Genomic DNA, 26,654 nt, shown 5'->3' with positions numbered 1-26,654 from the left:
CGCACGGCCCGTCCCGGGTAGGCCTGGTCGGCCCAGACGGCGGGGACGATCTGCGGATGGGCCGCGGCCGCCGACGCGGCGGCCCTCGTGGTCGGCGGAGTAGTTGTCGCGGCCGCCCAGCCAGGCGGAGACCCTCGACCTGTGGCGCAGCCCGTCGATTCATGCGGGTGGCGGTCCACCGGTCCGTTCCCGATCCCGACGGGCCTCACTGTCCCACTCCGGCGTCACCCGCTGTTTCGACGGCACCGAACTCCTCGGACCGGGCGTCGTCCAGCTGTCCGGGTGGTGCCCCGAGGACGAGTCCGGCCCCGGCGCGCTGCCCAGCTGCCGCGGGGTCGGCCGCACGTCCCTCTAGGGTGATCCCGTGCGCCTGCTGCTGATGTCCGACACCCACCTGCCCAAGCGGGCCAAGCAGCTCCCTGCCCCGCTGCTCGCCGAACTCCCGCACGCCGACGTCGTGTTCCACGCCGGCGACTGGGTGGACACCGCCACCCTCGACCTGCTGGAGAGCCGCAGCGCACGGCTCGTCGGGGTCTACGGCAACAACGACGGACCCGAACTGCGCGCCAGGCTGCCCGAGGTGGCGTACGCGGAACTGGGCGGCCTGCGTTTCGCCGTCGTCCACGAGACCGGCGCCGCCCAGGGACGCGAGGCCCGCTGCGCCGCCCGGTATCCCGACGCCGACGTCCTGGTCTTCGGCCACAGCCACATTCCCTGGGACACCACCGCCCCCGGTGGACTGCGGCTGCTCAACCCCGGCTCGCCGACCGACCGCCGACGCCAGCCGCACTGCACCTACATGACGGCGACCGTGGCCGACGGCAGCCTCACGGACGTGACGCTGCACCGCCTGCCGCCGCGGTCCGTCTCGCCCTAGAACCCTCGGGCACCCGGGACTGTCAGTGTCCGGTGCGCCCCGTGCGCCCCGTGCGCCCCCAGGACTCCGGGGCGCCACGCACCGTCCTCGTCGTGATGTGCGCCGGATGCTTGCCCGCCTCCCTCGTGGTGGCGGGCACTGTCGCGGGACCAGACGCGTTTTCTGCGGGGCTTCCCCCCGTGGCGCTCGGCTCGGCCTGCTTCTACGCGGTTGCCGCTGCGCCGGTGCTGACTCTGCTGCCGGGCGCTCCGACATCGGCGCACCGGCACTCATGGATCCGGGCCGCTCCGAGTACAGGGGAGGCGGCCCGGACGCTGCGAGTGTGCGTTCTCACGGACCTCCTTCCCGATCGGAGGTGGGGGAGGGCTCGGACGCCCTTTCCCGTACTCTGCCGCCTACCCCTCTGGGCACGTGTCACACCCCTCGATTCCGCCCTCGTCCGATTCGGGTGACCGCGACCACCGCGACCGCCGCCGACGCGGTCACTGACCGGGGACGTCTCGGGGGCCTCCTCGGGACCGACACGGCCGTACCGCCGCCCTGCCCGCTGAGGGTGCCGGGCACCGTGGCCCGCGGTGCCCTGGCCGCGGATCTCCCGGCCGCTCGCGATCAGCTCACCTCCAGGCAGGCTTCACGAGGACGGATGGATCGCCCCCGCCGTCGCCGTCAGCGGAGCACCGCTGCCGCCCCAGCGCAGCGCGACGATCTCGGCGGCCACCGACACGGCGACCTCCTCCGGCGTACGGGCCCCGAGGTCGAGGCCGACCGGCGAGCGCAGCCGGGCCAGCTCGGCCTCGGCCAGCCCCGATTCGGTGAGCCGCTTCATCCGGTCGTCGTGTGTACGGCGGCTGCCCATCGCCCCGATGTACGCCGCGGGCCGGCGCAGCGCCTCCTCCAGCAGGGGCACGTCGAACTTCGGGTCGTGGGTCAGGACGCAGATCACGGTGCGCTCGTCGGTGTCGGTGCCGCCGAGGTAGCGGTGCGGCCAGTCCACGACGACCTCCACGCCCTCCGGGAAGCGCTTCGGCGTGGCGAAGACGGGGCGGGCGTCGCAGACCGTGACCCGGTAGCCGAGGAAGGCGCCGATCCGGGCGACCGCGGCCGCGTAGTCGATCGCGCCGAAGACCAGCATGCGGGGCGGCGGGGCGAAGGAGTGCAGGAAGACGCCGACCGCGTCCTCGCGGCGCTCACCGTGCGGGCCGTAATGCCGCAACCCGGTCGCGCCCAGGGCGAGTTCACCGCGGGCGTCGGCGGTGACCGCCACGTCCAGGCCGGTGGTGCCCAGGGTGCCCGCGACGCGGTCCGGCCACACGGCGAGCGTGGCACCGCGGGGTGCGGGGCCCTCGGCCACCGTCGCCACGGTCACCGGGTGGCCCGCGGCGACCGACTCCGCGATGTCGCCGAACGCGGGATCGAGGGCGGCCGTCACCGGACGTACGAGAAGGGTGATCTCACCGCCGCAGGTGAGCCCCACCGCGAACGCGTCCTCGTCGCTGTACCCGAAGGTCTCCAGACGGGCCTCGCCGGTCGCCACGACCTCCTGCGCCAGTTCGAAGACGGCGCCCTCGACACAGCCGCCGGACACACTGCCGACCACCTCGTCGTCCGGGCCCACGGCCATGGCCGCACCCGGATCGCGGGGTGCGCTGCGGCTCGTCGAGACGACCGTGGCCAGCCCGAACGCCACCCCTGCCGTGTACCAGCCGTTCAGTACCGGGAGGATGTCACGCATCGTCGGCTCCTTTCGCCACCGCCGCCAGACGCTCCGGCACGGCTCGGCCCGGATCACCCGGTGCGCCGGCCGGTGCAAGCGTCGCATTCGGGCCGCGAGGAGCTCCGGATCGCCACGCTCCCGGCCTACCGCAGCAGCTCACCGAGCCGGGTACCCCCGAACCGAGCCGCTGACGGACTTAATCCGTTGCCGTCGGGGCCGCGCACCTGCTGCACTTCTCGTGTCCTTGCCGTCGCACGTTCCAGGAGCCGTAATGCGCACTGCGTCCATGTCCCACCCGGAAGGAATCCCCCTCTCTCCAAAGGACATGACGCTTCGTGCACTTGCTCAACCTCGGGATCCTCGCCCACGTCGACGCCGGTAAGACCAGCCTGACCGAGCGGCTGCTGCACTCGGTCGGAGTCATCGACGAGATCGGCAGCGTCGACGCCGGCAGCACACAGACCGACATCCTCGCGCTGGAGCGCCGGCGCGGCATCACCATCAAGTCCGCCGTCGTCTCCTTCGCGGTCGACGACGTCACCGTCAACCTCATCGACACCCCCGGCCACCCGGACTTCATCGCCGAGGTGGAGCGGGTGCTCGGTGTGCTCGACGGCGCCGTGCTCGTCGTCTCGGCCGTCGAGGGCGTCCAGGCACAGACCCGGGTCCTGATGCGGACCCTCCAGCGGCTGCGCATCCCGACCCTCGTCTTCGTCAACAAGATCGACCGGCGGGGAGCGGGGTACGACCGTGTCCTGCGGGCCGTCGCCGACCGGCTCACTCCGGCGATCGTGCCGATGGGGACGGTGGACGCACCCGGCACGCGCGAGGCCCGCTTCCTCCCGGGGATCGGTGCCTACGACGTCCTCACGGACCATGACGACGATCTGCTGTCGGCCTGTGTCGAGGGGCGGGTCGGTGCGGATCCGCTGCGCAGGGCACTGGTCGCGCAGACCCGGCAGGCCCTGGTGCACCCGGTGTTCTTCGGGTCGGCGGTCACGGGCGCGGGAGTGCCCGAACTGATCACCGGGATCAAGGAGTTGCTGCCCGCCGCCGACGGCGACCCCGAAGGGCCCGTCTCCGGCACGGTGTTCAAGGTCGAGCGGGGCCCGGCGGGGGAGAAGGTCGCGTACGCGCGCCTCTTCTCCGGCACGCTCGGCATCCGTGACCGGGTGCCGTTCGGTGAGGCGCGCACCGAGGGCCGTATCACCGCGATCAGCGTTTTCGACGGCGGCACCGAGAGCCGCCGGGAAGCGGTCCCGGCGGGACGGATCGCCAAGCTCTGGGGCCTTGCCGACATCCGCATCGGCGACGCCCTCGGCGAACCCCGCAAGGCCCACGGCCATTTCTTCGCCCCGCCCTCCCTCGAAACGGTCGTCGTCCCGGGCCCGGACACGGACGCCAGGTCCCTCCACGTCGCCCTGACCCAGTTGGCCGAGCAGGACCCGCTGATCGGTCTGCGCCACGACGAGGAGCGCCAGGAGACCTCCGTCTCCCTCTACGGCGAGGTCCAGAAGGAGGTCATCCAGGCCACGCTCGCCGAGGAGTTCGGCTTCGACGTGACCTTCCGGGAGAGCTCGCCGCTGTGCATCGAGCGGCCCGCCGGCACGGGCGCGGCCGTCCTGTTCAACAAGAAGGACGGCAACCCGTTCCTCGCCACCGTCGGCCTGCGGGTCGACCCGGCACCCACCGGATCGGGCATCGGGTTCCGGCGGGAGGTGGAGCTGGGCGCCATGCCCTACGCCTTCTTCAAGGCCGTCGAGGACACCGTGCACGCGACCCTCTGCCAGGGCCTGTACGGCTGGCAGGTCACCGACTGCACGATCACCATGACCCACTGCGGTTACTCGCCCCGGCAGAGCCATGCCCATCAGCGCTTCAACAAGAGCATGTCCAGCACGGGCGCCGACTTCCGTGGCGTGACCCCGCTGGTCCTGGTCGAGGCCCTGCGCCGGGCGGGCACGGGAGTGTACGAGCCCGTGCACCGGTTCCGTGTCGAGGCCCCGGCCGACACCCTCGGGGCCCTGCTGCCGGCGCTGGGCGCGCTGCGGGCCGTACCGGAGACCACCGAGACCCGGGGGGAGACCGGCGCGGTGGAGGGCACGGTGCCGGCGGCCCGACTCCACGCGCTGGAGCTACGGCTGCCCGCCCTCACCAGGGGTGAGGGCGAGTTGGAGAGTGTCTTCGACCACTACGCACGGATCACCTACGGCAATGTCCCGTTTCGACCGGCCCCTACCCGGAAAAGCTGAAACTTACTCATCAGTCATAACTGTTGACGGTGTGCCGGATGAGTCGGACTGTAAGGTACATGCCGAATAAACGCGCACGTCTGCTCGTTGTTCTGGTTGTCCTCTGTGGATTCCTGACGGTCGCGGGCGCCCGGCCCGCCCCCGCCGACGCCCTCACCGACTCCCTCTCCTTCGACGGCACCCCCCTCACCGTCCAGAACGGACGGTTCGTCGACGGCAACGGCCGCGAGGTCGTGCTGCGTGGCTACAACGTCTCCGGCGAGACCAAGCTCGCCGAGAACAAGGGCCTGCCCTTCGCCTCGGTCGCCGACGCCAGGAAGTCGGCGACCGCGCTGAGAGCCCTCGGCGGCGGCAACTCCGTGCGCTTCCTGCTGTCCTGGGCCTACGCGGAACCGGTGAAAGGTCAGGTCGACACCATGTACCTGGCGAACGCCACCGCCCAGATGCGCGCGTTCCTCGACGCGGGCATCCGCGTCTACCCCGACTTCCACCAGGACCTGTACTCCCGCTGGCTGTTCAACTCGGGCAGCTGGTACACCGGCGACGGCGCCCCCGCATGGGCGGTCGCGCTCGGCAACTACTCCGCCGAGTCCTGCGGAATCTGCCTGATGTGGGGGCAGAACATCACGCAGAACGGTGCGGTGAAGGCCGGCCAGTACGACTTCTGGCACAACCGGTACGGCCTCCAGGACTTCTTCCTGGACACCGCGCAGAAGACGATGGCGTACCTCAAGGCGAATCTCAGCAGCGAGGAGTTCGCCTCGGTCGTCGGCTTCGACCCGTACAACGAGCCCTACGCCGGCACCTACGACTCCGGGCAGAACAGCCGCACCTGGGAACGCGACCTGCTGTGGCCCTTCTATGTGAAGTTCCGGGCCCGGATGGACGCGGCGGGCTGGACGGACAAGCCCGCCATGGTCGAGCCGAACCTCTTCTGGAACGGCAACGTCAGCAAGGAGGAGGGCGGCCTGCTCGACGCCGGCACGCTCGGCTCCCGGTACGTCTTCAACACCCACTTCTACGACCAGAAGGCCATCTCGGGCATCCTGATGTGGGGCAACGCCTCCGACGGCCAGTACGTCGGCGACTTCGGCACGGTCCGCGACCGCGCGGCGGCGGCCGGGACGACGGCCGTGGTCAGCGAGTTCGGGCACCCGCTGAACGGCTCGACCGCCGGCAAGGCGCCGACCGTCCTCAAGGCCATGTACCAGGCCCTCGACTCCCGGGTGAAGGGCGCCAACTGGTGGTCCACGCCCGCCGGTTCGGGACCGGTCCTCTCCGGCACGCAGTGGCAGTGGGACATCTACAACGGCCGCCACCACGAGCTGATGAACGACAACCCGGACAAGGTCATGACGTCGGGCGACGCCTGGAACGACGAGGACCTGTCGGCCGTGAGACTCGACGACTCCGGCACGGCGGTACTCCGCCAGGACGCCCGGCTCCTCGACCGGGTCTACCCGAGCGCCACCTCCGGCACCACGGTCGCCTTCACCTACGAGGACCGCTCACGGGACGGTTCCACGACCCTGACCTGGAACCCGGTGCCGAGCAGTCTGCCGAACGTGTCGTCGCTGGTCGGGTCGGGCCAGTACTCGGTCCTGGTGTGGCGCTCGGCAAGCGGCTCCGCGCCCACCGAACTCCACCTGCCCGCCTCTTTCCCGGCCGCGACCACCACCGTCGTCTCCGACCTGGGCACGGTCCACGGCCCGCCCGCGTACACCCCGTCCACCCCGGTCGGCGCGGCTGTCGAACCGGGCGGCACCGGCAGCCGCCGCCTCCTGTTCACCGACTCCGACTCCGGCGTCCTGCACTACGCGCTGGTGACCAACGGGGCCACCTCGCCCTCCGCGTCCGTGCTGGGCGCGGCCAGGTCCGAACTCGCGGCCTGGACGGCGCAGAAGTTCGGCTGACCCTGCCCTCGTCGGACGGCCGGGCCGGTACCGGTCCCAGAAGGGGGCGGTACCGGCCCGGCTGCGAGATCCGACGTTCCCGCTACGAGGCGGGACTGGTCCAGTCCGCGGCCACATGCCCGAGGCGCACCCGCTGCGGATGGTCGCCCACCGGCACGGACACCGTCTTCTGGCCGGTCGCGAAGTCGATCGCGGTGACCTGGTCGGCACCGCTCTCGGACACGACACAGCTCTTGCCGTCCCCGCTGACGGTCGCCCAGTAGGGCTTCGAGACGGTGACGAGCGGGCCCTCCTGGAGGGTGGTGCGGTTCACGACGGTCGCGTAGTCGTCCATCGTGCCCGCGACGCACAGCTTGCTGCCGTCCGGGCTCATCGAAAGACCGTGGTGGCGCGAGTCGTTGACCATGGTGGTGCGGTCGTCGCTGGTCGCCGGGTTCTTCGGCAGGGTCTTCGTACGGGTGATCTTGTCGGTGGCGACGTCGTACTCGAAGAAGCCGTTGAAGAACGACACCTGGAAGTACAGCTTCGACTCGTCCGGCGAGAACACCGCGGGACGGACGGCGTCCGAGTAGTCCTTGAGGCCGATCGCGTTCAGCCTGTCCCGCATGTCGATGATCTTGACCTGCTTGTAGGTCGTGGCGTCGACCACCGTGATGTGCCGGTCGCCCTTCGTGAAGTCCTGCCAGGGGGCGTCGGAGTCGGTGTTCACGTCACCGATCGCCATGTTCCAGATGTACTTGCCGTCCCTGCTGAAGATGTTCTCGTGCGGCTTGTCGCCGGTGGCGAACGAGCCGAGCTGCTGACCGGTGTTGATGTTCAGCACATGCACGGTGTTCGCGGTGGAGGCGGACACCGCGACCCGGGTGCCGTCGGGGGAGACCGCCATGTGGTCCGCCCGGTAACCCGAGACCTTGAAGCGCCAGTTGATCTTCCCGGTGGCCAGGTCGATCGACACCACGTCCGCGAAGCTCGGCCGGGAGACCACCACCGACTTGCCGTCCGGCGTGGAGTACATGTCGTCGACGAACTGGTCGTGGCCCTCGCCGACGCTGTTGCGGATCGCCATGAAGTAGATCCACTTGATCGGATCGGCGTTGATCTCCGCCATCCGCGCGTCCTTGTCGGGGACGACGTTGATCCGGCCGATCTTCGCCAGGTCGCCGGAGGACTTGATGACGTCGGCGGTGCCGTCCCAGTTGTTGCCCACGAACAGCACCTCGCGCAGGGCGGCGGCGTCCGCGGCGGAGGCGGCGGTAGCGGGAACGGTGGCGGTCAGGACGACGGCGGCGGCCATGGCGCACAGGTGTCTGGGCTTGAGAACAGGCATGACGGGTCTCCCTCTGGGCGGCTCATGACGGGGGCATGCCAAGACGGCAAAACTGAAGACGCGTGCTTTCAGAGTTAACTTACTGCAAAGTAAGGAAGGGGGGCCCTTCTCCACAAGACTGCGTACACGACAAAATTGGCGCTCATACGGAAGGCCGGACACTCCGGCCGGAGTGGGAGGTGCGGTGACGGGCAGGCTCAAGGCCCCGACCGGTCGCTACGGCGGCAAGACGGCCGCGGAGCGGCAGGCCGAGCGGCGCCGCCGTTTCCTGGACGCGGCACTCCAGCTCTTCGGGGACGCTCCCGGCTACCGCGCCACGACCGTCGCGGCCCTCAGCGAGGCCGCGGGCCTTTCCACCCGCCAGTTCTACGAGGAGTTCCGCACCCTCGAGGACGTCCTGGCGGCGCTTCACCTGGAGGTCAACGACTGGGCGACGGTGGCCGTGGTGGCCGCGGTGGCCGACGCGGACCACCTGCCCCTCGCCGAGCGGGCGGCCGCGATCTTCCGTGCGTACGCGGCGAACGTCACGTCCGATCCCCGCCGGGTGCGGATCACGTTCGTGGAGATCATCGGCGTCAGCGCGCGCCTTGAGGAACAGCGGCTGGCCCGTCGTGCGCACTGGGTCGACCTGGTCTGCGCCGAGGCGAACCGGGCCGTCGCTCGGGGGGAGGCGGCCCGACGTGACTACCGGCTTGCCGCGACCGGGTTCATCGGCAGTGTGAACGGGCTGCTGCACGACTGGAACGCCGGGTGGGTGGACGCGACCCTGGACGAGGTGGTGGAGGAGCTGGTACGGCAGTTGCTGGGGATCCTGCAGCCGCCCGGGTGGGAGTCGCTCCGGGCGTGACCCGGGCGGCGGCCGTCGTGCTTCACAGCCTGTCCACCGCCTCCAGCACCGGCGTCACGCCGTCCTCCTCGCGGATGTGCGCCCCGAGCGCCCGCGCCCGCTCCCGGTACTCCGCGTCCCGCGTGACCCGGAGCAGGGCCGCCTGCAGAGCGTCGGCGGTCAGGCGCCTCAGCGGTACGGCACGCGGCGCCACGCCCAGCGCCACCAGTCTCGCCGCCCAGAAGCTCTCGTCGAACTGGATCGGAACCGGTACCGCCGGAACCCCCGCACGCAGACCCGCCGCCGTCGTGCCCGCGCCCGCGTGGTGCACGACCGCCGCCATCCGCGGGAAGAGCGCGGAGTGCGGCACCTCTCCGACGGTCAGCATGTCGTCGCCCGACGCCGTGAGGTCCGCCCAGCCGCGCTGGATCACCCCGCGCAGACCGGCCCGGCGCAGGGCCCGCACGATCTCGGCGCTGATCCGCGCGGGGTCGGGCACGGTCGCGCTGCCGAGGCCCACGAAGACCGGGGGCGGTCCGGCGTCGAGGAAGTCCCGCAGTTCGTCGGGGAGCGGTGCGTCGCCGTCGTACGGCCACCAGTAGCCCGCCACGTCGAGTCCGGACCGCCAGTCGCGGGGCCGGGCGATGACCCGTGGGCTGAAACCGTGCAGGATCGGCCAGCCCTGTCGTTCCCGGGTGCGGAGTGCGGCGGCCGGGCCCGTCGGAGGCAGGCCCAGCCGGGCCCGCACGGGTGGGAGGGCCGCGGCGAAGACCTGTTCCACGGCCAGGTTCAGGCCCAGCCCGGCGACCCGGTTGCCCAGACGGCCCCAGGAGCCGGTGCCCAGCAAGGGCGGCGCGAACTCCCGGGTGGCCGCGAGGGGTTGGAGGTTGAGGCCCAGGCTGGGCAGTCCCAGCCCCTCGGCGACGGCGTGGCCCAGCGGGGCCACCGATCCGGACAGCAGCAGGGCGTCGCTCACCCGGGCGGCGGCCACCAGGTCGTCGGTCATCTCCACGGCCAGCGCCCGCGCCATGGCGACCACCCGGGCCAGCTTGCCCACGCCGGTCGTACTGCGGTGCAGGGCTCGCCCGCGCGAGGACTCCAATTCGGCGCGGGGATCGACCGGCAGGGCGTGGAAGCCGATGCCGGCCCGCGCCGCGAGCGGCTCGAAGCGGCCGTGGGTGACCAGGGTGACCTCGTGCCCGGCCCACGCGAGGCCGTGCCCCAGACCGGTGAAGGGGGCCACATCACCCCGGGAACCCGCTGTCATGATCGCTACCCTCACGACCGACAGTATGGCGCCGAGTCCCGCCGTCCCGCCCGAACGGCCTGTTCACATCGGCCAGTTCGCCTCCGTCGCATCCGTTGACTTCAACCTCCCGTGGCTCTAGCTTCAGCGCGCACGGTGTGCGAAACATCGGCTCTTGTTCGACATGTCGATCAGATCTGGTCCTTCCCCCCGCTAGAAGGAGCCGCATGTACCCCCCGCCGCGAACGACCCGCAGAACTCTCGCAGGACGTTTCCGAGCCGCGGCCGTCCGCGCCCTCGTCCTCGCCCTGACCGCCACCGCCGCGCTGCTCTTCGCCCAGCCGACCCCCGCGCAGGCCGCGACGGCCCGGCAGATACCAGTGCCCTCGGCACCGATGGGCTGGGCGTCCTGGAACAGCTTCGCCGCGAAGATCGACTACAGCGTGATCAAGGCGCAGGTCGACGCGTTCGTCGCGTCCGGTCTCCCGGCGGCGGGATACAAGTACGTCAACATCGACGAGGGCTGGTGGCAGGGCACTCGCGACAGTGCCGGGAACATCACCGTCGACGAGTCCGAGTGGCCCGGCGGCATGAAGGCCATCGCCGACTACATCCACGGCAAGGGCCTCAAGGCCGGTATCTACACCGACGCCGGCAAGGACGGCTGCGGCTACTACTACCCGACGGGCCGCCCGGCCGCCCCCGGCTCCGGCGGTGAGGGCCACTACGACCAGGACATGCTCCAGTTCTCCCGGTGGGGCTTCGACTTCGTGAAGGTCGACTGGTGCGGCGGTGACGCGGAGGGACTCGACGCGAGGACGACGTACCGGTCGATCAGCGACGCGATCACCAGGGCCACCGCCACCACCGGCCGCCCGATGACCCTGTCGCTGTGCAACTGGGGCAGGCAGAACCCGTGGAACTGGGCCCCGGGGCAGGGCGCGATGTGGCGGACCAACGACGACATCATCCTCTACGGCAACAAGCCGTCCATGACCAACCTGCTGACCAACTACGACCGGAACCTGCACCCCACCGCCCAGCACACCGGCTACTACAACGACCCGGACATGCTGATGGTCGGCATGGACGGCTTCACCGCCGCCCAGAACCGCACCCACATGAACCTGTGGGCCGTCTCCGGCGCCCCGCTGCTCGCCGGCAACAACCTGGCCACCATGACCACCGAGACCGCGAACATCCTCAAGAACCCCGAGGTCATCGCCGTCGACCAGGACCCGCGCGGGCTCCAGGGCGTCAAGGTCGCCGAGGACACCACCGGACTCCAGGTCTACGGCAAGGTCCTGTCCGGCACCGGCAACCGTGCCGTCGTCCTCCTCAACCGCACCTCCTCCGCCCAGAACATCACCGTCCGCTGGTCCGACCTGGGCCTCACCAACGCGAGCGCGACCGTCCGTGACCTGTGGACGCGCTCCACCATCGGCTCGTACGGCACGGGTTACACCACCGGCGTTCCGGCGGGCGGTTCGGTGATGCTCACGGTCACCGGCGGCACCGAGGCCGCGAGCAGCACCTACGCGGGCACGGCGAGCTTCTCCGGCGTGGTCGCCGGGAACACCGGGATCAAGACCGTCGACGTCGCCTACACCAACAACACCTCGGCGGCCCGCACCGCGACGCTCAAGGTCAACGGCCAGGGCGCGACCACGGTCTCCTTCCCGCCCACCGGCTCCTCCCAGGGCACCGTCTCGGTCCAGGTCGGCCTGTCCAAGGGCGCCGCGAACACACTGACCTTCACGGGCGCCCCGACACTCGCCGACATCACGGTCCACCCGCTGCCCGGCACCAACGGCACCCTCGCCGTCGGCACCCAGTCCGGCCGCTGCCTGGACGTCTACGACAACACCATCGGGAACGGCACCCAGGCAGAGCTGTGGGACTGCAACGGCGGCCAGAACCAGCAGTGGACGTACACCTCCCGCAAGGAACTCGTGGTGTACGGCAACAAGTGCCTGGACGCCTACAACCTCGGCACGACCAACGGCACCAAGGTCGTGATCTGGGACTGCAACGGCCAGAACAACCAGAAGTGGAACGTCAACAGCGACGGCACGGTCACCAACCTCAACGCCGGTCTCTGCCTGGACGCCCATGGGGTCGGCACGGCCAACGGCACCCAGATGGTGTTGTGGTCGTGCAACGGACAGAGCAACCAGAAGTGGACGCTGAGCTGATCTAGCCCTGCCGGGCGGCCGCCTCCGCTGCTTGGACGGTCTGCTCCAGCAACGTGGCGATGGTCATCGGACCGACCCCGCCCGGCACCGGCGTGATCAGCGAGGCCCGCTCCGCCGCGGAGTCGAAGTCGACGTCACCCACGTTCCCCGCGTTGTACCCGGCGTCGACCACGACCGCGCCGGGCTTGATGTCCTGGCCCCGGATCAGCCGGGGCCGGCCCACCGCGGCGACCACGATGTCCGCCTCCCTTACGGCCGCCGACAGGTCCGCCGTACGGGAGTGGCAGTAGGTCACCGTGGCGTCCCGGGCGAGCAGCAGCATGCCGGCCGGCTTGCCGAGAATCGCGCTGCGGCCCACGACCACGGCCCGCTTGCCGGCCGGGTCGACGTCGTACTCGTCGAGCAGCCGCATGATCCCGCCGGGTGTGCACGACACGAAGCCCGGCAGCCCGAAGCTCATCGTCGCGAACGAGGCGAACGTGACCCCGTCGACGTCCTTCTCCGGCGCGATCGCCTCGAACGCGGCCCGCTCGTCGATGTGCGGGCCCATCGGATGCTGGAGCAGGATGCCGTGCACGGTGGGGTCGTCCGAGAGGGCGCGCAGCGTGCCGACCAGTTCCTCGGTGGTGGTGGCCGCGGGCAGCTCCACCTGCCGCGACTCGATGCCGGCCTGGCGGCAGCGGTTGCGCTTCATACGGACGTAGGTGACGGAGGCGGGGTCCTCGCCGACCAGCACCGTCGCGAGGCAGGGCGCCTGTCCGGTGCGCCCGGTGAGGTCGGCCGCCCGCTTCGCGGTCGCCTCGACGATGCGCCGGGCGAGCGCGGTGCCGTCCATGATCCGTGCCTGGTCCATGATCCACTCCTGAGCCGATCGAAGGAATCGCCCAGGCGCACGGCGTCGAGTGTGCGGGCCGCTCCACGGTGGTGCTCCACCTCAGCGCCAGTCACGGCCCGGACATCACATTAACCGACGCGCTACGACGGTCAGGACCCGCTCTGCTGATCGGCCCCCGAGAGCAGGCCGAGCGCCTGGGCGCGGACCTGGTCGGCGCCGATCGCCCCGGCCCAGCGAGCGATCTCTCGGGCCAGGACGGTTGCCCCGGCCTCGTCGCCGGTGTCCCGGGCCAGGACCGCGAGGCGATCTTCGCGCGACTGGCCATCCTGGCCCGGTACGCGTCCCAGGGCCGCGGGAACACCCTCGACTCCGACGGACTGCGGAACTGGCAGTACAAGGTGCTGCTCACCCTGCGGAGGCTCGGGCCGCCGTACACCGGCAGCCCGTCGCTTCTCGCCGACCACCTCGGACTGACCAGGGGAGCCCTGTCGGCCCGGCTGGCGCCGTTGGAGGATGCCGGGCTGATCGTCCGGACGCACGAGGACGACGACCGGCGACGGGTGCGGGTCCGGCTCACCGAGGCCGGGCACGCCGCGTTCGAACAGCAGGTCGCCTCGGAGGAGGCGGGCGAGCTCGCGCTGCTTCGCGCACTCACCCCGGCAGAGCGGCGAACCCTTGCCGACCTGCTACGGAAACTGGTCGTGGCCGCCGAGACGGACCCGGCCGGGCAGACGGCGCCCGCGCCGGGAAGGCCCAGGTCGGCCGGATCGTGATCTGGACCTTCGGCGCCTTTCTCGTTACTCGTCCCAGGCCTGGATCATGGTCTGTTCGGTGATCTTGCCGTCCCGGAGCGTCAGCATCGACTCGGACAGGACGCGTACCCCGTCGGAGTACCGGCAGGACTCGCTGAAGGCGACACGGTCGCCTTCGACCACGCACTGTTCCAGCTTGTGCGTCATGTCGCGGCTGTAGACGTCGTCGAGCATCGCGCTGATCTCGTCCCTGCCGTGCAGGACCATGGGGTGGCTGGGCTGGGTATTGCGGTCCACGACGCGTATCTCGGCGTCGTCCGCGTAGAGCGACAGAAGATTCGCCGCAGACGTTCCTTCGATGCCGCTGCGGAGGGTTTCGGTGGTGAAGCCGGAGCTTGCCGCGGTGCCCATGGGGACCTCCTTCGAGGACCGCGGTCCGACGAGGAGCGGACCGCGGAGGGCTTGTTTCTTCGAGACTCCTCCGCCCCGGCGGCCACGGCAAGCGCAGACCGGGCGCTGGGCCTGACGGGTGAGGGGCATCGGGCGGCCGTTTCCGTGGAAGGCCCGCCCGCGTTGCTGAAAACATGATCTCAACTCGACGTATCGTTGCCGCCGTCGGTCTCGCCGTCGGCGTCACCGGCCTCACCGCCCCCCTCGCGAACGCGGCCGACGCGGCCGGCCCGGACACCGGGCAGCTCAATCCGATCGCCGTGATCGACTCGCTCGCGACGAGCAAGATCCCCGCGGAGCACAAGGACGAGATCCCGCCGGTCTCCCGGCAACTGGCCGGCCTCAACCAGCTGGGCCAGCTGGAACAGCTCACCGGCCTCGTCGCCCCCGTCACCGGGCTGGTGCCGGCCGTCGACTGAGCCTCCCGCACGGAGACCGAGGGCCGCCCGGATCACCGGGCGGCCCTCGCCGCAGGTCCCCTCGTCCGGGAAGTGGAATCCGGGCCGCGGGCGCATCCGGAAATCGTGGTGCGAGCTGTCTCAACCGGCGGTCGCCAGGAACTGCGTGGCGGCCAGCTCCGCGTACAACGGGTCTCCCGCGACCAGTTCCCGATGCGTCCCCACCGCGCGCACTTGACCCCCGTCCATGACCACGATCCGGTCGGCCATCGTCACCGTGGACAACCGGTGCGCGACGACCAGCACCGTGGTCGTACGCGCCACATCCGCCACCGTGTCCCGCAGGGCCGCCTCGTTCACCGCGTCCAGCTGGGACGTGGCCTCGTCCAGCAGCAACAGCCGGGGCCGTCGCAGCAACGCACGGGCGATCGCCACCCGCTGCCGCTCCCCACCCGACAACTTGGTCCCCCGGTGCCCGACCAGCGTCTCCAGCCCGGCGGGCAGCTTGGCCACCAGAGTGTCGAGCCGGGTCGTCTTCAGCACGCGTGCCACCGCGTCCTCGTCCGCCTCCGGGTTCCCGAGCAGCAGATTCTCCCGCAGAGACCCCGACAGGACGGGCGCGTCCTGCTCCACATACCCGATCGCGGACCGGAGTCGGGGCAGATCCCACTCAGCGAGGTCCCGCCCGTCCAGCGTCACCACCCCGGCCTCGGGATCGTAGAACCGCTCGATCAACGAGAACACCGTCGTCTTCCCCGCCCCTGACGGCCCGACGAACGCCGTCATCCCCCGCGCGGGCACATCGAACGTCACCCCGTGATGGACGTACGGCAGATCGTCGGCATACCGGAAGCGCACGTCCGTGAAGGCGACGGAAGCCGGCGCGGCCCCGTCGGCGGGCAACGGCGCGGGCAGAGCGGCCGGTTCGGCGGGCAGCCGCAGCGCCTCCTGGATACGGGCGAGAGCCGCCGCCCCGGTCTGGTACTGCGTGATCGCCCCGACGACCTGCTGGATCGGCGACATCAGATAGAAGACGTACAGCAGGAACGCGACCAGCGTGCCGACATCGATGGCACCGGTGGCGACCCGCGCGCCGCCCACCGCGAGCACCGTGATGAACGCGATCTGCATCGCGAGTCCCGCCGTATTGCCCGCCGCCGCCGACCACTTGGCGGCCCGCACACTCTGCCGCCACGACTCCTCGGCCGCCGCGTGCAGCGTCTTCTCCTCCCGGTGCTCGGCGCCGGACGCCTTGACCGTGCGCAGCGCGCCGAGGATGCGTTCCAGCGAGGCGCCCATCACGCCGACCGCGTCCTGCGCCTGACGGCTCGCCCGGTTGATGCGCGGCACGATCACCCCGAGGACCGTGCCCGCCACCAGGATCACCGCCAGCGTCACGCCCAGCAGCACGGGATCGACCAGGCCCATCATCACCACGGTCGCGACCAGCGTGAGCCCACCGGTCCCGAGCCCCACGAGCGAGTCGGTGGTGACCTCGCGCAGCAGGGTGGTGTCCGAGGTGATCCGGGCCATCAGGTCGCCGGGTTCCGTGCGGTCCACGGCCGTGATGCGCAGGCGCAGCAGATACGACGACAGCGCGCGCCGCGCACCCAACACCACCGACTCCGCGGTACGCCGCAGCACGTACGAACCCAGCCCGCCCACCGCCGCGTTGGCGATCACCAGCCCCGACATGACGAACAACGCGCCCGTGATCGTGCGGTCGTGGGACAGGTCGTCGATCAACTCCCGGGCCACCAGCGGCAGCAGCAGACCGGTGGCCCCGGTGAGGAGCGAGAGCAGGGCACCGGCCAGTAGGGTCCAGCGGTGCGGCCTTACGTATCCGAGGAGTAACCGCCAGGTCGGCGGCCCGGTCTCGGTCTCGGTGCTGCTCACGGTGCTCCTTGGGGCCCGACGGCGTGCGGAGCCTTCAGGCTACGTCGGCGCTCTCCCACGGCGCTTTACCGGTTCCGGGGACGCAGGCGTCCCCGCGGTGACCGGGATCAGCGGCCGGAGAGCGCGGCCAGGGTCGCGTCGAGGCCGGTGGCCCGTGACCGGTTGTGCGGTCGTTTCCGCAGGAGGACGGCCATGCCGCAGGTGTCGGTGAGCGCGGGGTAGACGGGGCCGCCCGCAATGCCTGCCGAGAGCTACCCGGCGCCGGCCGGTCGAGCCGTCGCCCGGCCGCCGCCCGGCCCTGCGTGCCGCCGGTCAGGGTGACGGCCCGTCTGCCGTGCTCGGCGGGGACCTCGCAGGCGCTCCGTGAACGCGTGCCGGAGGCACAGACGACGAGCAGGTCGCCGCGAACCTCGCGCAGCGCGGGCTGGGCCCGTCTGGCTGGTCCAGGGGGGCGGACGACCGTCAGTTCGTCCGGGCGGACGCCTGCCTGCGTGGCGTCGAGAGCGGTGGGCGTACGACGTGACCCGCGTGGTGACCCGGAGACGGTAAAATACCCCCACGGGTATGCAGAGGAGTGATGGTGGAGCTTCAGTTCGAGGGCGATGAGCTCAAGTCCGTGCTGAACCGGCTGCGCCGGGCACAGGGGCAGATCTCCGGAGTGGTCAGGATGATCGAGGAGGGCCGGGACTGCGAGGACGTGGTCACCCAGCTCGCCGCCGCCTCCCGCGCCCTCGACCGGGCCGGCTTCGCGATCATCGCGACGGGGCTTCAGCAGTGCCTGACCGATCCCGAGCGCAACCGGGGCGACGGCGAGACGACGGAGCAGATGAAGGCCCGGCTGGAGAAGCTGTTCCTGTCACTGGCGTGACCGTCACAGGACGGCGTCGCCCGGCATGAGCACGGCCACGGCCGGGAGCGCCACGGCGAAGGTCCGCTGGAGTGCGCCTGGCGACACCTTGGCGGCCGGGCGCCCGCCGTGCGCCGGGCTCGTCGTGGGCACCCTCTCCGTCCGTGACCGCGCGACTCCTCTGCTCGCGAAACCGGGGCTCAGTTACCCCCGGGGGTATTTTGCCGTGCGGGAATCGGTGCCGTTACTGATCAGTCACGCGTAGGGTCGGAGGGACGTACACCGGGCGACAGAAGGGGTCAGGGCCATGGCGCAGGAGGTACGCGGAGTGATCGCACCCGGCAAGGACGAGCCGGTGCGGGTGGAGACGATCCTGGTGCCGGACCCGGGGCCGGGGGAGGCCGTCGTGCAGGTGCAGGCCTGCGGGGTCTGCCACACCGACCTGCACTACAAGCAGGGCGGGATCAACGACGACTTCCCCTTCCTGCTCGGTCACGAGGCCGCCGGTGTCGTGGAGTCGGTCGGCGAGGGGGTGACCGACGTCGCGCCCGGCGACTTCGTGATCCTCAACTGGCGTGCCGTGTGCGGCAATTGCCGGGCCTGCCTGCGCGGGCGGCCCTGGTACTGCTTCAACACCCACAACGCCGAGCAGAGGATGACCCTCGCCTCGACCGGACAGGAGCTCTCGCCCGCCCTGGGCATCGGCGCCTTCGCCGAGAAGACGCTGGTCGCCGCCGGACAGTGCACCAAGGTCGACCCCTCGGTGTCGGCCGCGGTCGCGGGACTCCTCGGCTGTGGCGTGATGGCCGGCATCGGCGCCGCGATCAACACGGGGAACGTCGGCCGGGGCGACACCGTCGCCGTCATCGGCTGCGGCGGCGTCGGCGACGCGGCCATCGCCGGATCGAACCTCGCGGGCGCCGCGAAGATCATCGCCGTGGACATCGACGACCGGAAGCTGGAGAAGGCCCGCACCATGGGCGCGACCCACACCGTCAACTCGAAGGACGCGGACCCGGTCGAGGCGATCCGTGAACTGACCGGCGGTTTCGGCGCCGACGTCGTCATCGAGGCGGTCGGTCGCCCCGAGACGTACCAGCAGGCCTTCTACGCCCGCGACCTCGCCGGCACCGTCGTCCTCGTCGGGGTGCCCACCCCCGAGATGAAGCTGGAGCTGCCGCTCCTCGACGTCTTCGGGCGCGGCGGCTCGCTCAAGTCGTCCTGGTACGGCGACTGTCTGCCCTCCCGCGACTTCCCCATGCTGATCGACCTGCATCTGCAAGGCCGCCTGGACCTGGAGGCGTTCGTGACCGAGACCATCCAACTCGACGAGGTGGAGAAGGCGTTCGAGCGCATGCACCACGGCGACGTCCTGCGCTCGGTGGTGGTGCTCTGATGGCCGCCCGCATCGAACGCCTCGTCACCTCCGGGCAGTTCAGCCTCGACGGCGGCACCTGGGACGTCGACAACAACGTCTGGATCGTCGGCGACGACCACGAGGTGATCGTCATCGACGCCGCCCACGACGCAGACGCCATCCTCGAGGCCGTGGGCGACCGCAGGCTGACCGCGATCGTCTGCACCCACGCTCACAACGACCACATCGACGCCGCGCCCGCCCTCGCCGACCGCACCGGCGCCACGATCTGGCTGCACCCCGACGACCTGCCGCTGTGGAAGCAGACCCACCCCGACCGCGACCCGGACGCCCACCTGCGAGACGGCCAGGTCATCGAGGCCGCGGGCATCGACCTCCAGGTGCTGCACACCCCCGGCCACGCCCCGGGCGCGGTCTGCCTCTACGACCCCGGCCTCGGTACCGTCTTCACCGGCGACACCCTCTTCCAGGGCGGCCCCGGTGCCACCGGCCGTTCCTACTCGCACTTCCCGACGATCATCGACTCGATCCGCGAGCGGCTGCTGGCCCTGCCGCCCGAGACGAAGGTCCTCACCGGCCACGGTGACCCCACGACGATCGGCGCCGAGGCCCCGCACCTCCAGGAATGGATCGACCGTGGCCACTGACGACGTCGTGCACCTGAACGGTGTGAACGTCCTGCACTGCGCCCCCGACGGACCGCCGCTGGACGGCGAACGGGCGGCCCTCGACCTGATCGGCGACGCGATGGGCCGCGACGCCCAGGTGGTCGTCGTACCCGTGGCACGGGTCGCCCAGGACTTCTTCCGGCTGCGGTCGGGTGTCGCGGGCGCGGTGATGCAGAAGTTCGTGACCTACCGGGTCCGGCTGGCGGTCGTCGGTGACGTCACCCGTCACCTCGACGACAGCACCGCCCTCAGGGACTTCGTCCACGAGACGAACCAGGGCGGCCACATCTGGTTCCTGCCGGATCTGGACACCCTGGACGAGAAACTTGGCGCGACCGGGTGACCCTCCCGTAAATCACGACAGAGGTTGTCCGGCTTCCCGGCCATGCTCGACGAGACATCGTGCACAACGGGAGGTCGGACATGTCACAGCCGTTGGAAGGCAAGGTCGCGCTGGTCGCCGGGGCCACACGCGGAGCGGGACGCGGGATCGCCGTGGAACTCGGGACGGCGGGCGCCACCGTCTACGTCACCGGACGCAGCACCCGCGCCCGCCGCTCCGAGTACGACCGCCCCGAGACCATCGAGGACACCGCCGACCTCGTCACCGCGGCCGGCGGCCACGGCATCGCCGTACCCACCGACCATCTGGACCCCGCGCAGGTCCGCACCCTTGTCGACCGGATCGCCGACGAGCAGGGCCGCCTCGACGTCCTCGTCAACGACATCTGGGGCGGCGAGCACCTCTTCGCGTGGGACAGCCCGGTGTGGGAGCACGACCTCGACAACGGCCTGCGGCTGCTCAGGCTCGCGATCGACACCCACGCGATCACCAGCCACCACGCCCTGCCCCTGCTGCTGCGCCGGCCCGGCGGCCTGGTCGTCGAGATGACCGACGGAACCGACGCCTACAACCGCGCGAACTACCGGGTCTCCTTCTTCTACGACCTCGCCAAGTCCTCCGTCATCCGCATGGCGTTCGCCCTCGGCCACGAACTCGGACCGCGCGGCGCCACCGCCGTAGCGCTCACCCCGGGCTGGCTGCGCTCGGAGATGATGCTCGACCACTTCGGCGTCCGAGAGGACAACTGGCGCGACGCCCTCGATCGCGTGCCCCACTTCGCCATCTCGGAGACCCCGCACTACGTGGGCCGTGCCGTCGCCGCGCTGGCCGCCGACGCCGACGTGGCCCGCTGGAACGGCCAGTCCCTCGACAGCGGCTCGCTCGCGCGGACGTACGGTTTCACGGACCTCGACGGCAGCCGCCCCGACGCCTGGCGCTACCTGGTCGAGGTCCAGGACGCGGGAAAGCCGGCGGACGTGACCGGTTACCGCTGAGGCGGCGTGCCGCTCGACGGCAGGGCCCAGCGCGCCGAATGGCCCGGCGGCAGCGCGAGATCCTCCCGCACGGCCCGGTAGTACCCCTCGCGGCCGGCGCGCTGCCGCTCCATCAGGGCCTGCCACGCGGCCGGGTCACGCGTCTCCGCGCGCAGGAAGGCTTCCATTTCCATCACGGAGACGACCCAGGTCCGGGCCCGCTCCACCACCGTGGGGCTGCCGAGCAGGATCAGCGCCTCTCCGGCCGGATCCCGTGCGGTCGTCGCCTCGGCCAGTTGTGGCTCGGCCTCCTGAGGCGTCAAGGGGTGCGGGTGCGGATCGTTGCCGAAGTGGGCGGCGACCCGGTAGGTCAGCGTGACGGATTTCTTCAACGCCCGCGCGTATTCGGCGTACACCGCGAACTTGCGCTCCTCCCAACGGGCCGCCCGCTCCCGCTGGAACCGCACCCGGTCGCCCCGCACGACCGCCGCATACGAACCGAGCGCGCCGATGACGACGCCGATGAGTGCGGGGAGTTGCTGAAGGAACGCGGACAGGGACGCACGGTATCTGCCCCGTTGATCACCGAGGGGCTATCTTCGGCCCATGACCCACACCGAGCGCTTCGAGGGACACGCGGCACTGGTCACGGGTGCCGCCCGCGGAATCGGCGCGGCGGTCGCCCGCAGGCTCGCCGAGGAGGGGGCGCGGGTGCTGCTGACCGACCGCGACGGGCGCGTGGTCGAGGAGACGGCCGCGCGCCTGCGTGAGCAGGGTCTGACCGCCCAGGCGCTGGAGTGCGACGTGGCGGACCGTGCGGCCGTCGAGGCGGCCGTCGCCCACGCCGTGGCGGCGTTCGGCTCGCTCGACGTCCTGGTCAACTGCGCCGCCCGGTGCACCCCGCAGACCCCGCTCTTCGAGGACGACTCCGACGACGAGTGGGCGCGTGACCTGGACATCACCCTCAGCGGGCCGTACCGCTGCTCGCGCGCCGCGCTCCCGCACCTGGTCGCCTCGGGTCGGGGCGCGATCGTCAACATCGGTTCCGTCAACGGCCTCCAGGACTTCGGCAACCACGCCTACAGCGCCGCCAAGGCGGGCCTCGGCTCGCTGACCCGTACCCTCGCCGGGCACGCGGCCGCCCGCGGGGTACGCGTCAACCTGGTCGTCCCGGGCACGGTCCGCACCTCCGCCTGGGAAGGGCGCGAGAGCGAGCTCACCGAGATGCGGCGGCTGTACCCTCTCGGCCGGGTCGGTGAACCCGAGGACATCGCCGCGGCCGTCGCTTTCCTCGCCTCCCGTGACGCGGCGTGGATCACCGGCACCGCACTGGTCGTCGACGGCGGCCTCACCGCGGTCAACACGGGCTTCCACGCGGCGGTCCATCCGGACCGCGGGGCTCCGTCGTGAGCTTTGTCACCGTTCCGTCCCAGCACGCCCTGCGGTACAACGAAGTGGCTCGAAGACCTGTCTAGAGGTAAGAGATCGCAGGACCTATGAAGGGGACAGGGCCATGGGGGACATACGCAGACGGGGTGCCGTCGCACTCGGGATCACCGGACTCGTCGTACCGCTGACCGTCGCGCTGGGCGCCGCGCCCGCGCAGGCGGCCAGCTGTACCACGCAGGCGGGGCCGTACCAGAAGAAGGTGGAGAAGTTCCTCGGCCGCCCGGTCGACGGCAGGCAGTCCACCGCCGACTGCAAGGCGATCAAGGCCTTCCAGACCAAGCACGGCATCACACCGAACATCGGCTACGCGGGCTCCGTCACCTGGGGTGTGATGGACCTGATGAACAAGCAGAAGGCCGTCGGCAGCAACCCGAACAGGGACGGCAAGTGCCCGACCAACAAGGGCCGCATCGCCTGCGTGAACCTCACCCTCCAGCTGAGCTGGATCCAGGACGGCAGCAGGCTCGTCTACGGCCCGGTCCCGGTCCGCACCGGCCGCGACGGCTACGAGACCCGCACCGGCCTGAAGAAGATCTACTGGCGTGACATCGACCACGTCTCGTCGATCTACAACGTTCCCATGCCGTACAGCCAGTTCTTCGACGGCGGCCAGGCCTTCCACTCGGTGAACCTCAGCATGTGGAACCCGCCCGGCTCCCACGGCTGCACCAACATGACGCCCAAGGACGCCAAGAAGTACTGGTCGCTGCTGAAGAAGGGCGACGACGTCTTCGTGTACGGCCGCAAGCCGGGCACCTGAGACACCAGGCGCCCGGCGCGACGACACGACTCACGCCTCGGGCGCGTCCCCGAAGTCCGGGATCTCCAGCCTCGCCCCACCCTGCCGCGCGGAGTCGTGCGCGACGATGCCCGGCAGGGTGTAGCGGGCCGCCACCCAGGCGTTCACCGTCGGCAGGGTGCGGGTGTTCACCGCGGTCACGAAGTCGTCCACCAGGAAGTGGTGGCTGCCCTCGTGGCCGTTGTGCAGGTTGTCGAACGCGCGCGGCAGCCGGGCCCGGTCGTGCACCGGCGCCGACCCGGACGTGAAGGCGGCCCGCAGGTCCGGCGCGATGTGCTGAAGTGACGGGTCGTCAGGAGACATGGTGGGCTTGGGCTCGAGGAGCTCGCTGATGTCCTTCACGCCCTTCTTGTCCTGCCAGAAGGCGACAGTGGCCAGCTGCTCCATGCTCGCCTCGGTCCCGAAGAACCGGAAACGCGACTCCCGGATGTGCGAGGGGTAGCCCACCCGCCGGAACTCGTTCGTACGGAACGACCCGCCGCCCGCCACCTCGAACAGCGCCGTCGCGTTGGAGAAGTCGTTGCCGAACCGGCTGACCTCCTTGTCGAACACGCCGTCCCCGCGGTCGTCGACCACACCGATCGCCGACACGCTCACCGCGTGCGTCTGCCAGGCCCCCAGCACCCCGCCCACCGAGTGCGTGGGGTAGAGCAGGGGGGGATAGCTGGCGGTCTCCTTCCACTTCTCGCCGCCGCTGTACTGGTACGCCTCGTAGAACCCCAGATCCATGTCGTGGACGTAGTCGCCCTCGGCGTAGAAGAGCCGTCCGAAGGCGCCCTCGGCGATCTGGTTGCGGGCGTGCACGGTCGCCGGGTTGTACTGGCTGGTCTCGCCCATCATGTACGTCAGCCCGGTCGCCCGGACCGCGTCGATGATCGCCGAGATTTCCTCGGCGGTGATGGCCATGGGCACGGCGGAGTACACGTGCTTGCCGGCGTTCAGGCCCTGGAGCACCAGGGGGCCGTGCGTCCAGCGCTGGGTGAAGATCGCGACCGCGTCGACCTCCTTCGACTCCAGCATGGCCTCGTACGTGGGGAAGGTGCCGGCGAGCCCCTGCGCCCCGGCGAGCTGCTCGGCCCGTTCGGGCAGCAGATCGGTGACGTACACGTCGCCGACACCGGGGTGGGCCTGGAACAGCGTGGCGAACTGGCCGGAGAACTGGCCGGCGCCGACGATGCCGAGGGAGAACGTCATGCGGGGTGTGTCCTTCACTGGTCGCGGGATCACTGCGAGAGGATCAGGTTGATCTGGTCGTTGGTCCGGTCGAGGCCGGTCACGGACTTGCCGTTGCCGAAGATGTCCTGCATGGCGGGGTGCATCAAGGCGTAGACGTCCGCCGCGTAGTTGGTGATGGGGTAGGAGAAGGTCGCGAAGTCCTCCTTGTCGGCGACCGGCTTCGTGAACGCCGTGACGTCGATGCCCTTCTTCTTGTAGGCGGCCACGGCGGCGGCGGTGCCGTCAGGGGTGGCGGGGAAGACGATGCCGTAACCGCCCACCGTCTTCTGGCACTCGTCGGAGGACAGGTACTTCACCCACTTGCGGGCGCCTTCCTTGTTGCGGGCGTTCTTGGTGATGGAGTCGGCGAGGCCGTTCATCATGGTGGCGCGCTTGCCGGTGGGGCCCTCGGGGGTGACGGCGGTGCGCATGTCGAGGCCCTTGAAGCCGGCGTACGTGGAGATCATCCAGGCGCCGTCGAAGGCGGTCGCCGCCTTGTCGGCCGCGACCTGGGTGTTGGCCTGGTTGGACTGGGAGTTGTAGTCGGTGAAGGGCGCCATGTAGCCCTTCTTCGCCAGTCCGAAGTACCACTTGATGCTCGACTGGAAGGCGGGGCTGTCGTACCGGTACTTCGTGCCCCACCGCTTCTTGTCGGTGTAGCTCCAGCCCGCCGAGGCCGCGAAGGTGCTCCACTGGGTCTGGCCGTCGCCGTCGCCGCCGCCGTTGGTGGCGAGGCCGTACACCTTGACGTTGTTCTTGTCGAAGCCCGGCTCGTCGCCCCGCTTGCCGTTCTTGTCGACGGTGAGGTGGGCGATGGCCTTCTCGAAGGTGCCGCCGTCCTCGGGGTTCCAGGCGAGGTCGTTCAGCCGGTCCGCGGTGAGCCCGGCCGCGTCGGTCATCTTCTTGTTGTAGAAGAGGGCGACGGTGTCCCAGTCCTTCGGGGCGCCGTAGCGGTGGCCGTCCTGGCCCATCCAGTTGGCCGCCAGCCCGGGCTGGTAGGCGGACTCGTCGATGCCCAGGTCGTCGAGCGGTTCGAGGACCTTCAGGTCGGCGAACTGACCGAACTTCTGGATGTGGTCGGTGAACACGTCGGGCTCGGTGCCCGCGATGAAGCTCGCGGTGAGTTTGGTCCAGTAGTCGTCCCAGCCCAACTGGGTGATCCTGACGTGCAGTCCGGGGTTCTGCTTCTCGAAGTCCTTGGCGCAGGCCTGGTAGGCGGGCTGCTGGTTGGAGTCCCACAGCCAGTACGTCACCGTGTTCGAGGAGGACCCGGCGGAGCCGCCGCGCGCACAGCCCGTCAGACAGAGGGCCAGTGCGCCGGCCAGTGCGGTCAGCGTACGAAGTCGCGTCACGAGTCCCTCACTTGATCCCGGTGAAGCTGATGGTGGACACGATGCGGCGCGCGAAGAACCCGAACAGCAGCAGCATCGGCAGCGCGGCGATGAGCGTCGCCGCCATGAGGCCCGACCAGTCGACGCCGGACTGCGGGGTCTGGGCGCGGAAGATGGCCAGCGCGACCGGCAGCACGCGCGAACTGTCGCTGTAGGACACCATCAGTGGCCAGAAGTAGTCGTTCCAGGACGTGATGTATGTCAGCACGGCCAGGGTCAGGACGGGTGCGGACGCCATCGGCAGCAGCACCCGGAAGAAGATCCGCACCTTCCCGGCGCCGTCCAGCAGGGCCGCCTCCTCGACCTCGCGGGGCACGTTCATGAAGAACTGCCTCAGGAAGAACACCGCGAACGGCGTCATGAACATCGTCGGCAGCGCGATGCCCAACAGGTTGTCGATCAGGCCGAGTTCCTTGATGAGCACGAAGTTCGGCAGCAGGGTGAAGATGGTCGGCACCATGAGCCCGGCCAGGAACAGGGCGAACACCTTGTCCCGGCCCCGCCAGCGCAGCCGGGCGAAGGCGTACGCGGCCATCGCGGAGAAGAAGATCTGGCAGACGGTCACCAGGGTCGAGACGATCACCGAGTTGAGCAGATAACGCCAGAACTTCAGCCCGCCGCCCGCGCCGCCCTGCGCGATCGCCTCCTTCGTGGACTCCAGGCCCAGGGCGCGGGCGAATCCGGTGCCGGTCAGGTCCACCGGCAGCGGGTCGGAGGCGTGGGCCGCCAGTCCCGAGTTGGTGGACAGCGCGGTGCGCAGGATCCAGTAGAACGGCAGCAACGTCACGAGCAGGATCGCACCCATCGCCGTCCAGGCCAGGACCCGGCCGGGGGAGAGGGAACGGCGCCCGGTGGGCCGTATGCGTGTCGTCGTGGTGGTGGTCAGGGCAGCCATGTCGACTCCTTCCG

25 protein-coding genes, 1 pseudogene and 1 riboswitch are annotated in these 26,654 nt (G+C 70.5%); of the genes and pseudogenes, 14 read left to right on the top strand and 12 right to left on the bottom strand.

The annotated features are described in order from the left end of the window. Positions 1-364: 364 nt before the first annotated feature. The gene (locus ABZT02_RS19555) at positions 365-877 is read left to right on the top strand and encodes a metallophosphoesterase (protein ID WP_356019206.1); all 513 of its coding nucleotides are present in this window, start codon (positions 365-367) and stop codon (positions 875-877) included. 631 nt (positions 878-1,508) lie between these two features. Here the strand turns inward: ABZT02_RS19555 and ABZT02_RS19550 are convergent. Continuing rightward, positions 1,509-2,609 carry an XdhC/CoxI family protein gene (locus ABZT02_RS19550; RefSeq protein ID WP_356019204.1) on the bottom strand — a complete coding sequence of 367 codons (1,101 nt, stop codon included), beginning with the start codon at positions 2,607-2,609 and terminating at the stop codon, positions 1,509-1,511. Positions 2,610-2,926: 317 nt separating this feature from the next. Between ABZT02_RS19550 and ABZT02_RS19545 the strand changes: the two genes are divergently transcribed. After that, complete coding sequence (locus tag ABZT02_RS19545; RefSeq protein ID WP_356019203.1) at positions 2,927-4,843, top strand: translation factor GTPase family protein; 1,917 nt, start codon at positions 2,927-2,929, stop codon at positions 4,841-4,843. A gap of 59 nt (positions 4,844-4,902) precedes the next feature. After that, the gene (locus tag ABZT02_RS19540; RefSeq protein WP_356019201.1) at positions 4,903-6,756 is read left to right on the top strand and encodes an endoglycosylceramidase; all 1,854 of its coding nucleotides are present in this window, start codon (positions 4,903-4,905) and stop codon (positions 6,754-6,756) included. Positions 6,757-6,838: 82 nt separating this feature from the next. Here the strand turns inward: ABZT02_RS19540 and ABZT02_RS19535 are convergent, their stop codons facing one another. Then, the gene (locus tag ABZT02_RS19535; RefSeq protein ID WP_356019200.1) at positions 6,839-8,083 is read right to left on the bottom strand and encodes a YncE family protein; all 1,245 of its coding nucleotides are present in this window, start codon (positions 8,081-8,083) and stop codon (positions 6,839-6,841) included. A 184-nt stretch (positions 8,084-8,267) separates the two neighbouring features. Between ABZT02_RS19535 and ABZT02_RS19530 the strand changes: the two genes are divergently transcribed. Next, complete coding sequence (locus ABZT02_RS19530) at positions 8,268-8,930, top strand: helix-turn-helix domain-containing protein (RefSeq protein ID WP_356019199.1); 663 nt, start codon at positions 8,268-8,270, stop codon at positions 8,928-8,930. Positions 8,931-8,952: 22 nt separating this feature from the next. On the opposite strand, the gene ABZT02_RS19525 is transcribed toward ABZT02_RS19530, so the two are convergent. Further along, complete coding sequence (locus ABZT02_RS19525) at positions 8,953-10,176, bottom strand: glycosyltransferase (protein WP_356019197.1); 1,224 nt, start codon at positions 10,174-10,176, stop codon at positions 8,953-8,955. A gap of 206 nt (positions 10,177-10,382) precedes the next feature. Here ABZT02_RS19525 and ABZT02_RS19520 point away from each other — a divergent pair, with 206 nt between their 5' ends. Next, positions 10,383-12,350, top strand: coding sequence for a ricin-type beta-trefoil lectin domain protein (locus ABZT02_RS19520; protein WP_356019196.1), 1,968 nt, complete (start codon positions 10,383-10,385; stop codon positions 12,348-12,350). A 1-nt stretch (position 12,351) separates the two neighbouring features. Here the strand turns inward: ABZT02_RS19520 and ABZT02_RS19515 are convergent, their stop codons facing one another. Then, the gene (locus tag ABZT02_RS19515; protein WP_356019194.1) at positions 12,352-13,203 is read right to left on the bottom strand and encodes a bifunctional 5,10-methylenetetrahydrofolate dehydrogenase/5,10-methenyltetrahydrofolate cyclohydrolase; all 852 of its coding nucleotides are present in this window, start codon (positions 13,201-13,203) and stop codon (positions 12,352-12,354) included. A gap of 22 nt (positions 13,204-13,225) precedes the next feature. Continuing rightward, positions 13,226-13,308, bottom strand: a riboswitch (ZMP/ZTP riboswitch). Between ABZT02_RS19515 and ABZT02_RS19510 the strand changes: the two genes are divergently transcribed. Then, the gene (locus ABZT02_RS19510) at positions 13,275-13,958 is read left to right on the top strand and encodes a MarR family winged helix-turn-helix transcriptional regulator (protein ID WP_356019193.1); all 684 of its coding nucleotides are present in this window, start codon (positions 13,275-13,277) and stop codon (positions 13,956-13,958) included. It overlaps the preceding riboswitch by 34 nt. Before the next feature lie 24 nt (positions 13,959-13,982). Here the strand turns inward: ABZT02_RS19510 and ABZT02_RS19505 are convergent, their stop codons facing one another. Further along, positions 13,983-14,348, bottom strand: coding sequence for a nuclear transport factor 2 family protein (locus ABZT02_RS19505; protein ID WP_356019191.1), 366 nt, complete (start codon positions 14,346-14,348; stop codon positions 13,983-13,985). A 173-nt stretch (positions 14,349-14,521) separates the two neighbouring features. Here ABZT02_RS19505 and ABZT02_RS19500 point away from each other — a divergent pair, with 173 nt between their 5' ends. Further along, positions 14,522-14,806, top strand: coding sequence for a hypothetical protein (locus ABZT02_RS19500; protein ID WP_356019190.1), 285 nt, complete (start codon positions 14,522-14,524; stop codon positions 14,804-14,806). Positions 14,807-14,926: 120 nt separating this feature from the next. On the opposite strand, the gene ABZT02_RS19495 is transcribed toward ABZT02_RS19500, so the two are convergent. After that, positions 14,927-16,681, bottom strand: a complete 1,755-nt coding sequence (locus ABZT02_RS19495) for an ABC transporter ATP-binding protein (RefSeq protein WP_356019189.1) — start codon at positions 16,679-16,681, stop codon at positions 14,927-14,929. Positions 16,682-16,788: 107 nt separating this feature from the next. Continuing rightward, positions 16,789-17,147: pseudogene (locus ABZT02_RS19490) on the bottom strand (hypothetical protein). A gap of 114 nt (positions 17,148-17,261) precedes the next feature. Between ABZT02_RS19490 and ABZT02_RS19485 the strand changes: the two are divergent. Continuing rightward, positions 17,262-17,549, top strand: a complete 288-nt coding sequence (locus tag ABZT02_RS19485; protein WP_356019354.1) for a metal-sensitive transcriptional regulator — start codon at positions 17,262-17,264, stop codon at positions 17,547-17,549. 3 nt (positions 17,550-17,552) lie between these two features. On the opposite strand, the gene ABZT02_RS19480 is transcribed toward ABZT02_RS19485, so the two are convergent. Further along, the gene (locus ABZT02_RS19480) at positions 17,553-17,681 is read right to left on the bottom strand and encodes a hypothetical protein (RefSeq protein ID WP_356019187.1); all 129 of its coding nucleotides are present in this window, start codon (positions 17,679-17,681) and stop codon (positions 17,553-17,555) included. A 154-nt stretch (positions 17,682-17,835) separates the two neighbouring features. Here ABZT02_RS19480 and ABZT02_RS19475 point away from each other — a divergent pair, with 154 nt between their 5' ends. The 4 genes from ABZT02_RS19475 to ABZT02_RS19460 all read left to right on the top strand — a co-directional run bounded on the left by ABZT02_RS19475 (position 17,836) and on the right by ABZT02_RS19460 (position 20,912). Further along, positions 17,836-18,924 carry an S-(hydroxymethyl)mycothiol dehydrogenase gene (locus ABZT02_RS19475; RefSeq protein ID WP_356019186.1) on the top strand — a complete coding sequence of 363 codons (1,089 nt, stop codon included), beginning with the start codon at positions 17,836-17,838 and terminating at the stop codon, positions 18,922-18,924. Then, positions 18,924-19,553: an MBL fold metallo-hydrolase gene (locus tag ABZT02_RS19470; RefSeq protein WP_356019185.1), complete on the top strand. Its 630-nt coding sequence runs from the start codon at positions 18,924-18,926 to the stop codon at positions 19,551-19,553. The genes ABZT02_RS19475 and ABZT02_RS19470 overlap by 1 nt, the downstream gene beginning before the upstream one ends. After that, positions 19,543-19,917, top strand: a complete 375-nt coding sequence (locus ABZT02_RS19465) for a DUF4180 domain-containing protein (RefSeq protein ID WP_356019184.1) — start codon at positions 19,543-19,545, stop codon at positions 19,915-19,917. Before ABZT02_RS19470 ends, ABZT02_RS19465 begins: the two co-directional genes overlap by 11 nt. A gap of 80 nt (positions 19,918-19,997) precedes the next feature. Then, positions 19,998-20,912: an SDR family oxidoreductase gene (locus ABZT02_RS19460; RefSeq protein WP_356019183.1), complete on the top strand. Its 915-nt coding sequence runs from the start codon at positions 19,998-20,000 to the stop codon at positions 20,910-20,912. On the opposite strand, the gene ABZT02_RS19455 is transcribed toward ABZT02_RS19460, so the two are convergent. Beyond that, entirely contained in the window at positions 20,903-21,448 is a 546-nt protein-coding gene (locus ABZT02_RS19455; RefSeq protein ID WP_356019353.1) for a hypothetical protein, read from the bottom strand. The two genes, ABZT02_RS19460 and ABZT02_RS19455, sit on opposite strands and share 10 nt — an antisense overlap. A 49-nt stretch (positions 21,449-21,497) precedes the next feature. On the opposite strand from ABZT02_RS19455, the gene ABZT02_RS19450 reads away from it, so the two are divergent. Both ABZT02_RS19450 and ABZT02_RS19445 read left to right on the top strand, forming a co-directional pair. After that, the gene (locus ABZT02_RS19450; protein WP_356019182.1) at positions 21,498-22,301 is read left to right on the top strand and encodes an SDR family NAD(P)-dependent oxidoreductase; all 804 of its coding nucleotides are present in this window, start codon (positions 21,498-21,500) and stop codon (positions 22,299-22,301) included. 103 nt (positions 22,302-22,404) lie between these two features. Beyond that, positions 22,405-23,100 (top strand): L,D-transpeptidase family protein, encoded by a 696-nt coding sequence (locus tag ABZT02_RS19445; RefSeq protein ID WP_356019181.1) that lies wholly within the window; start codon positions 22,405-22,407, stop codon positions 23,098-23,100. Positions 23,101-23,130: 30 nt separating this feature from the next. Here ABZT02_RS19445 and ABZT02_RS19440 read toward each other — a convergent pair whose 3' ends face one another. From ABZT02_RS19440 to ABZT02_RS19430, 3 genes are read right to left on the bottom strand one after another with little or no spacing between them, the layout of a single operon-like run. Then, the gene (locus tag ABZT02_RS19440) at positions 23,131-24,333 is read right to left on the bottom strand and encodes a Gfo/Idh/MocA family oxidoreductase (RefSeq protein WP_356019180.1); all 1,203 of its coding nucleotides are present in this window, start codon (positions 24,331-24,333) and stop codon (positions 23,131-23,133) included. Between the two features lie 29 nt (positions 24,334-24,362). Then, positions 24,363-25,706, bottom strand: coding sequence for a sugar ABC transporter substrate-binding protein (locus ABZT02_RS19435; RefSeq protein ID WP_356019179.1), 1,344 nt, complete (start codon positions 25,704-25,706; stop codon positions 24,363-24,365). 7 nt (positions 25,707-25,713) lie between these two features. Further along, positions 25,714-26,640 carry a carbohydrate ABC transporter permease gene (locus ABZT02_RS19430; RefSeq protein ID WP_356019178.1) on the bottom strand — a complete coding sequence of 309 codons (927 nt, stop codon included), beginning with the start codon at positions 26,638-26,640 and terminating at the stop codon, positions 25,714-25,716. Positions 26,641-26,654: the final 14 nt, after the last annotated feature.

This window comes from Streptomyces sp. NPDC005402 (assembly GCF_040606575.1).
In the GTDB taxonomy this organism is placed as follows: domain Bacteria; phylum Actinomycetota; class Actinomycetes; order Streptomycetales; family Streptomycetaceae; genus Streptomyces.
This window is presented reverse-complemented; position numbering and strand designations above follow the sequence as displayed.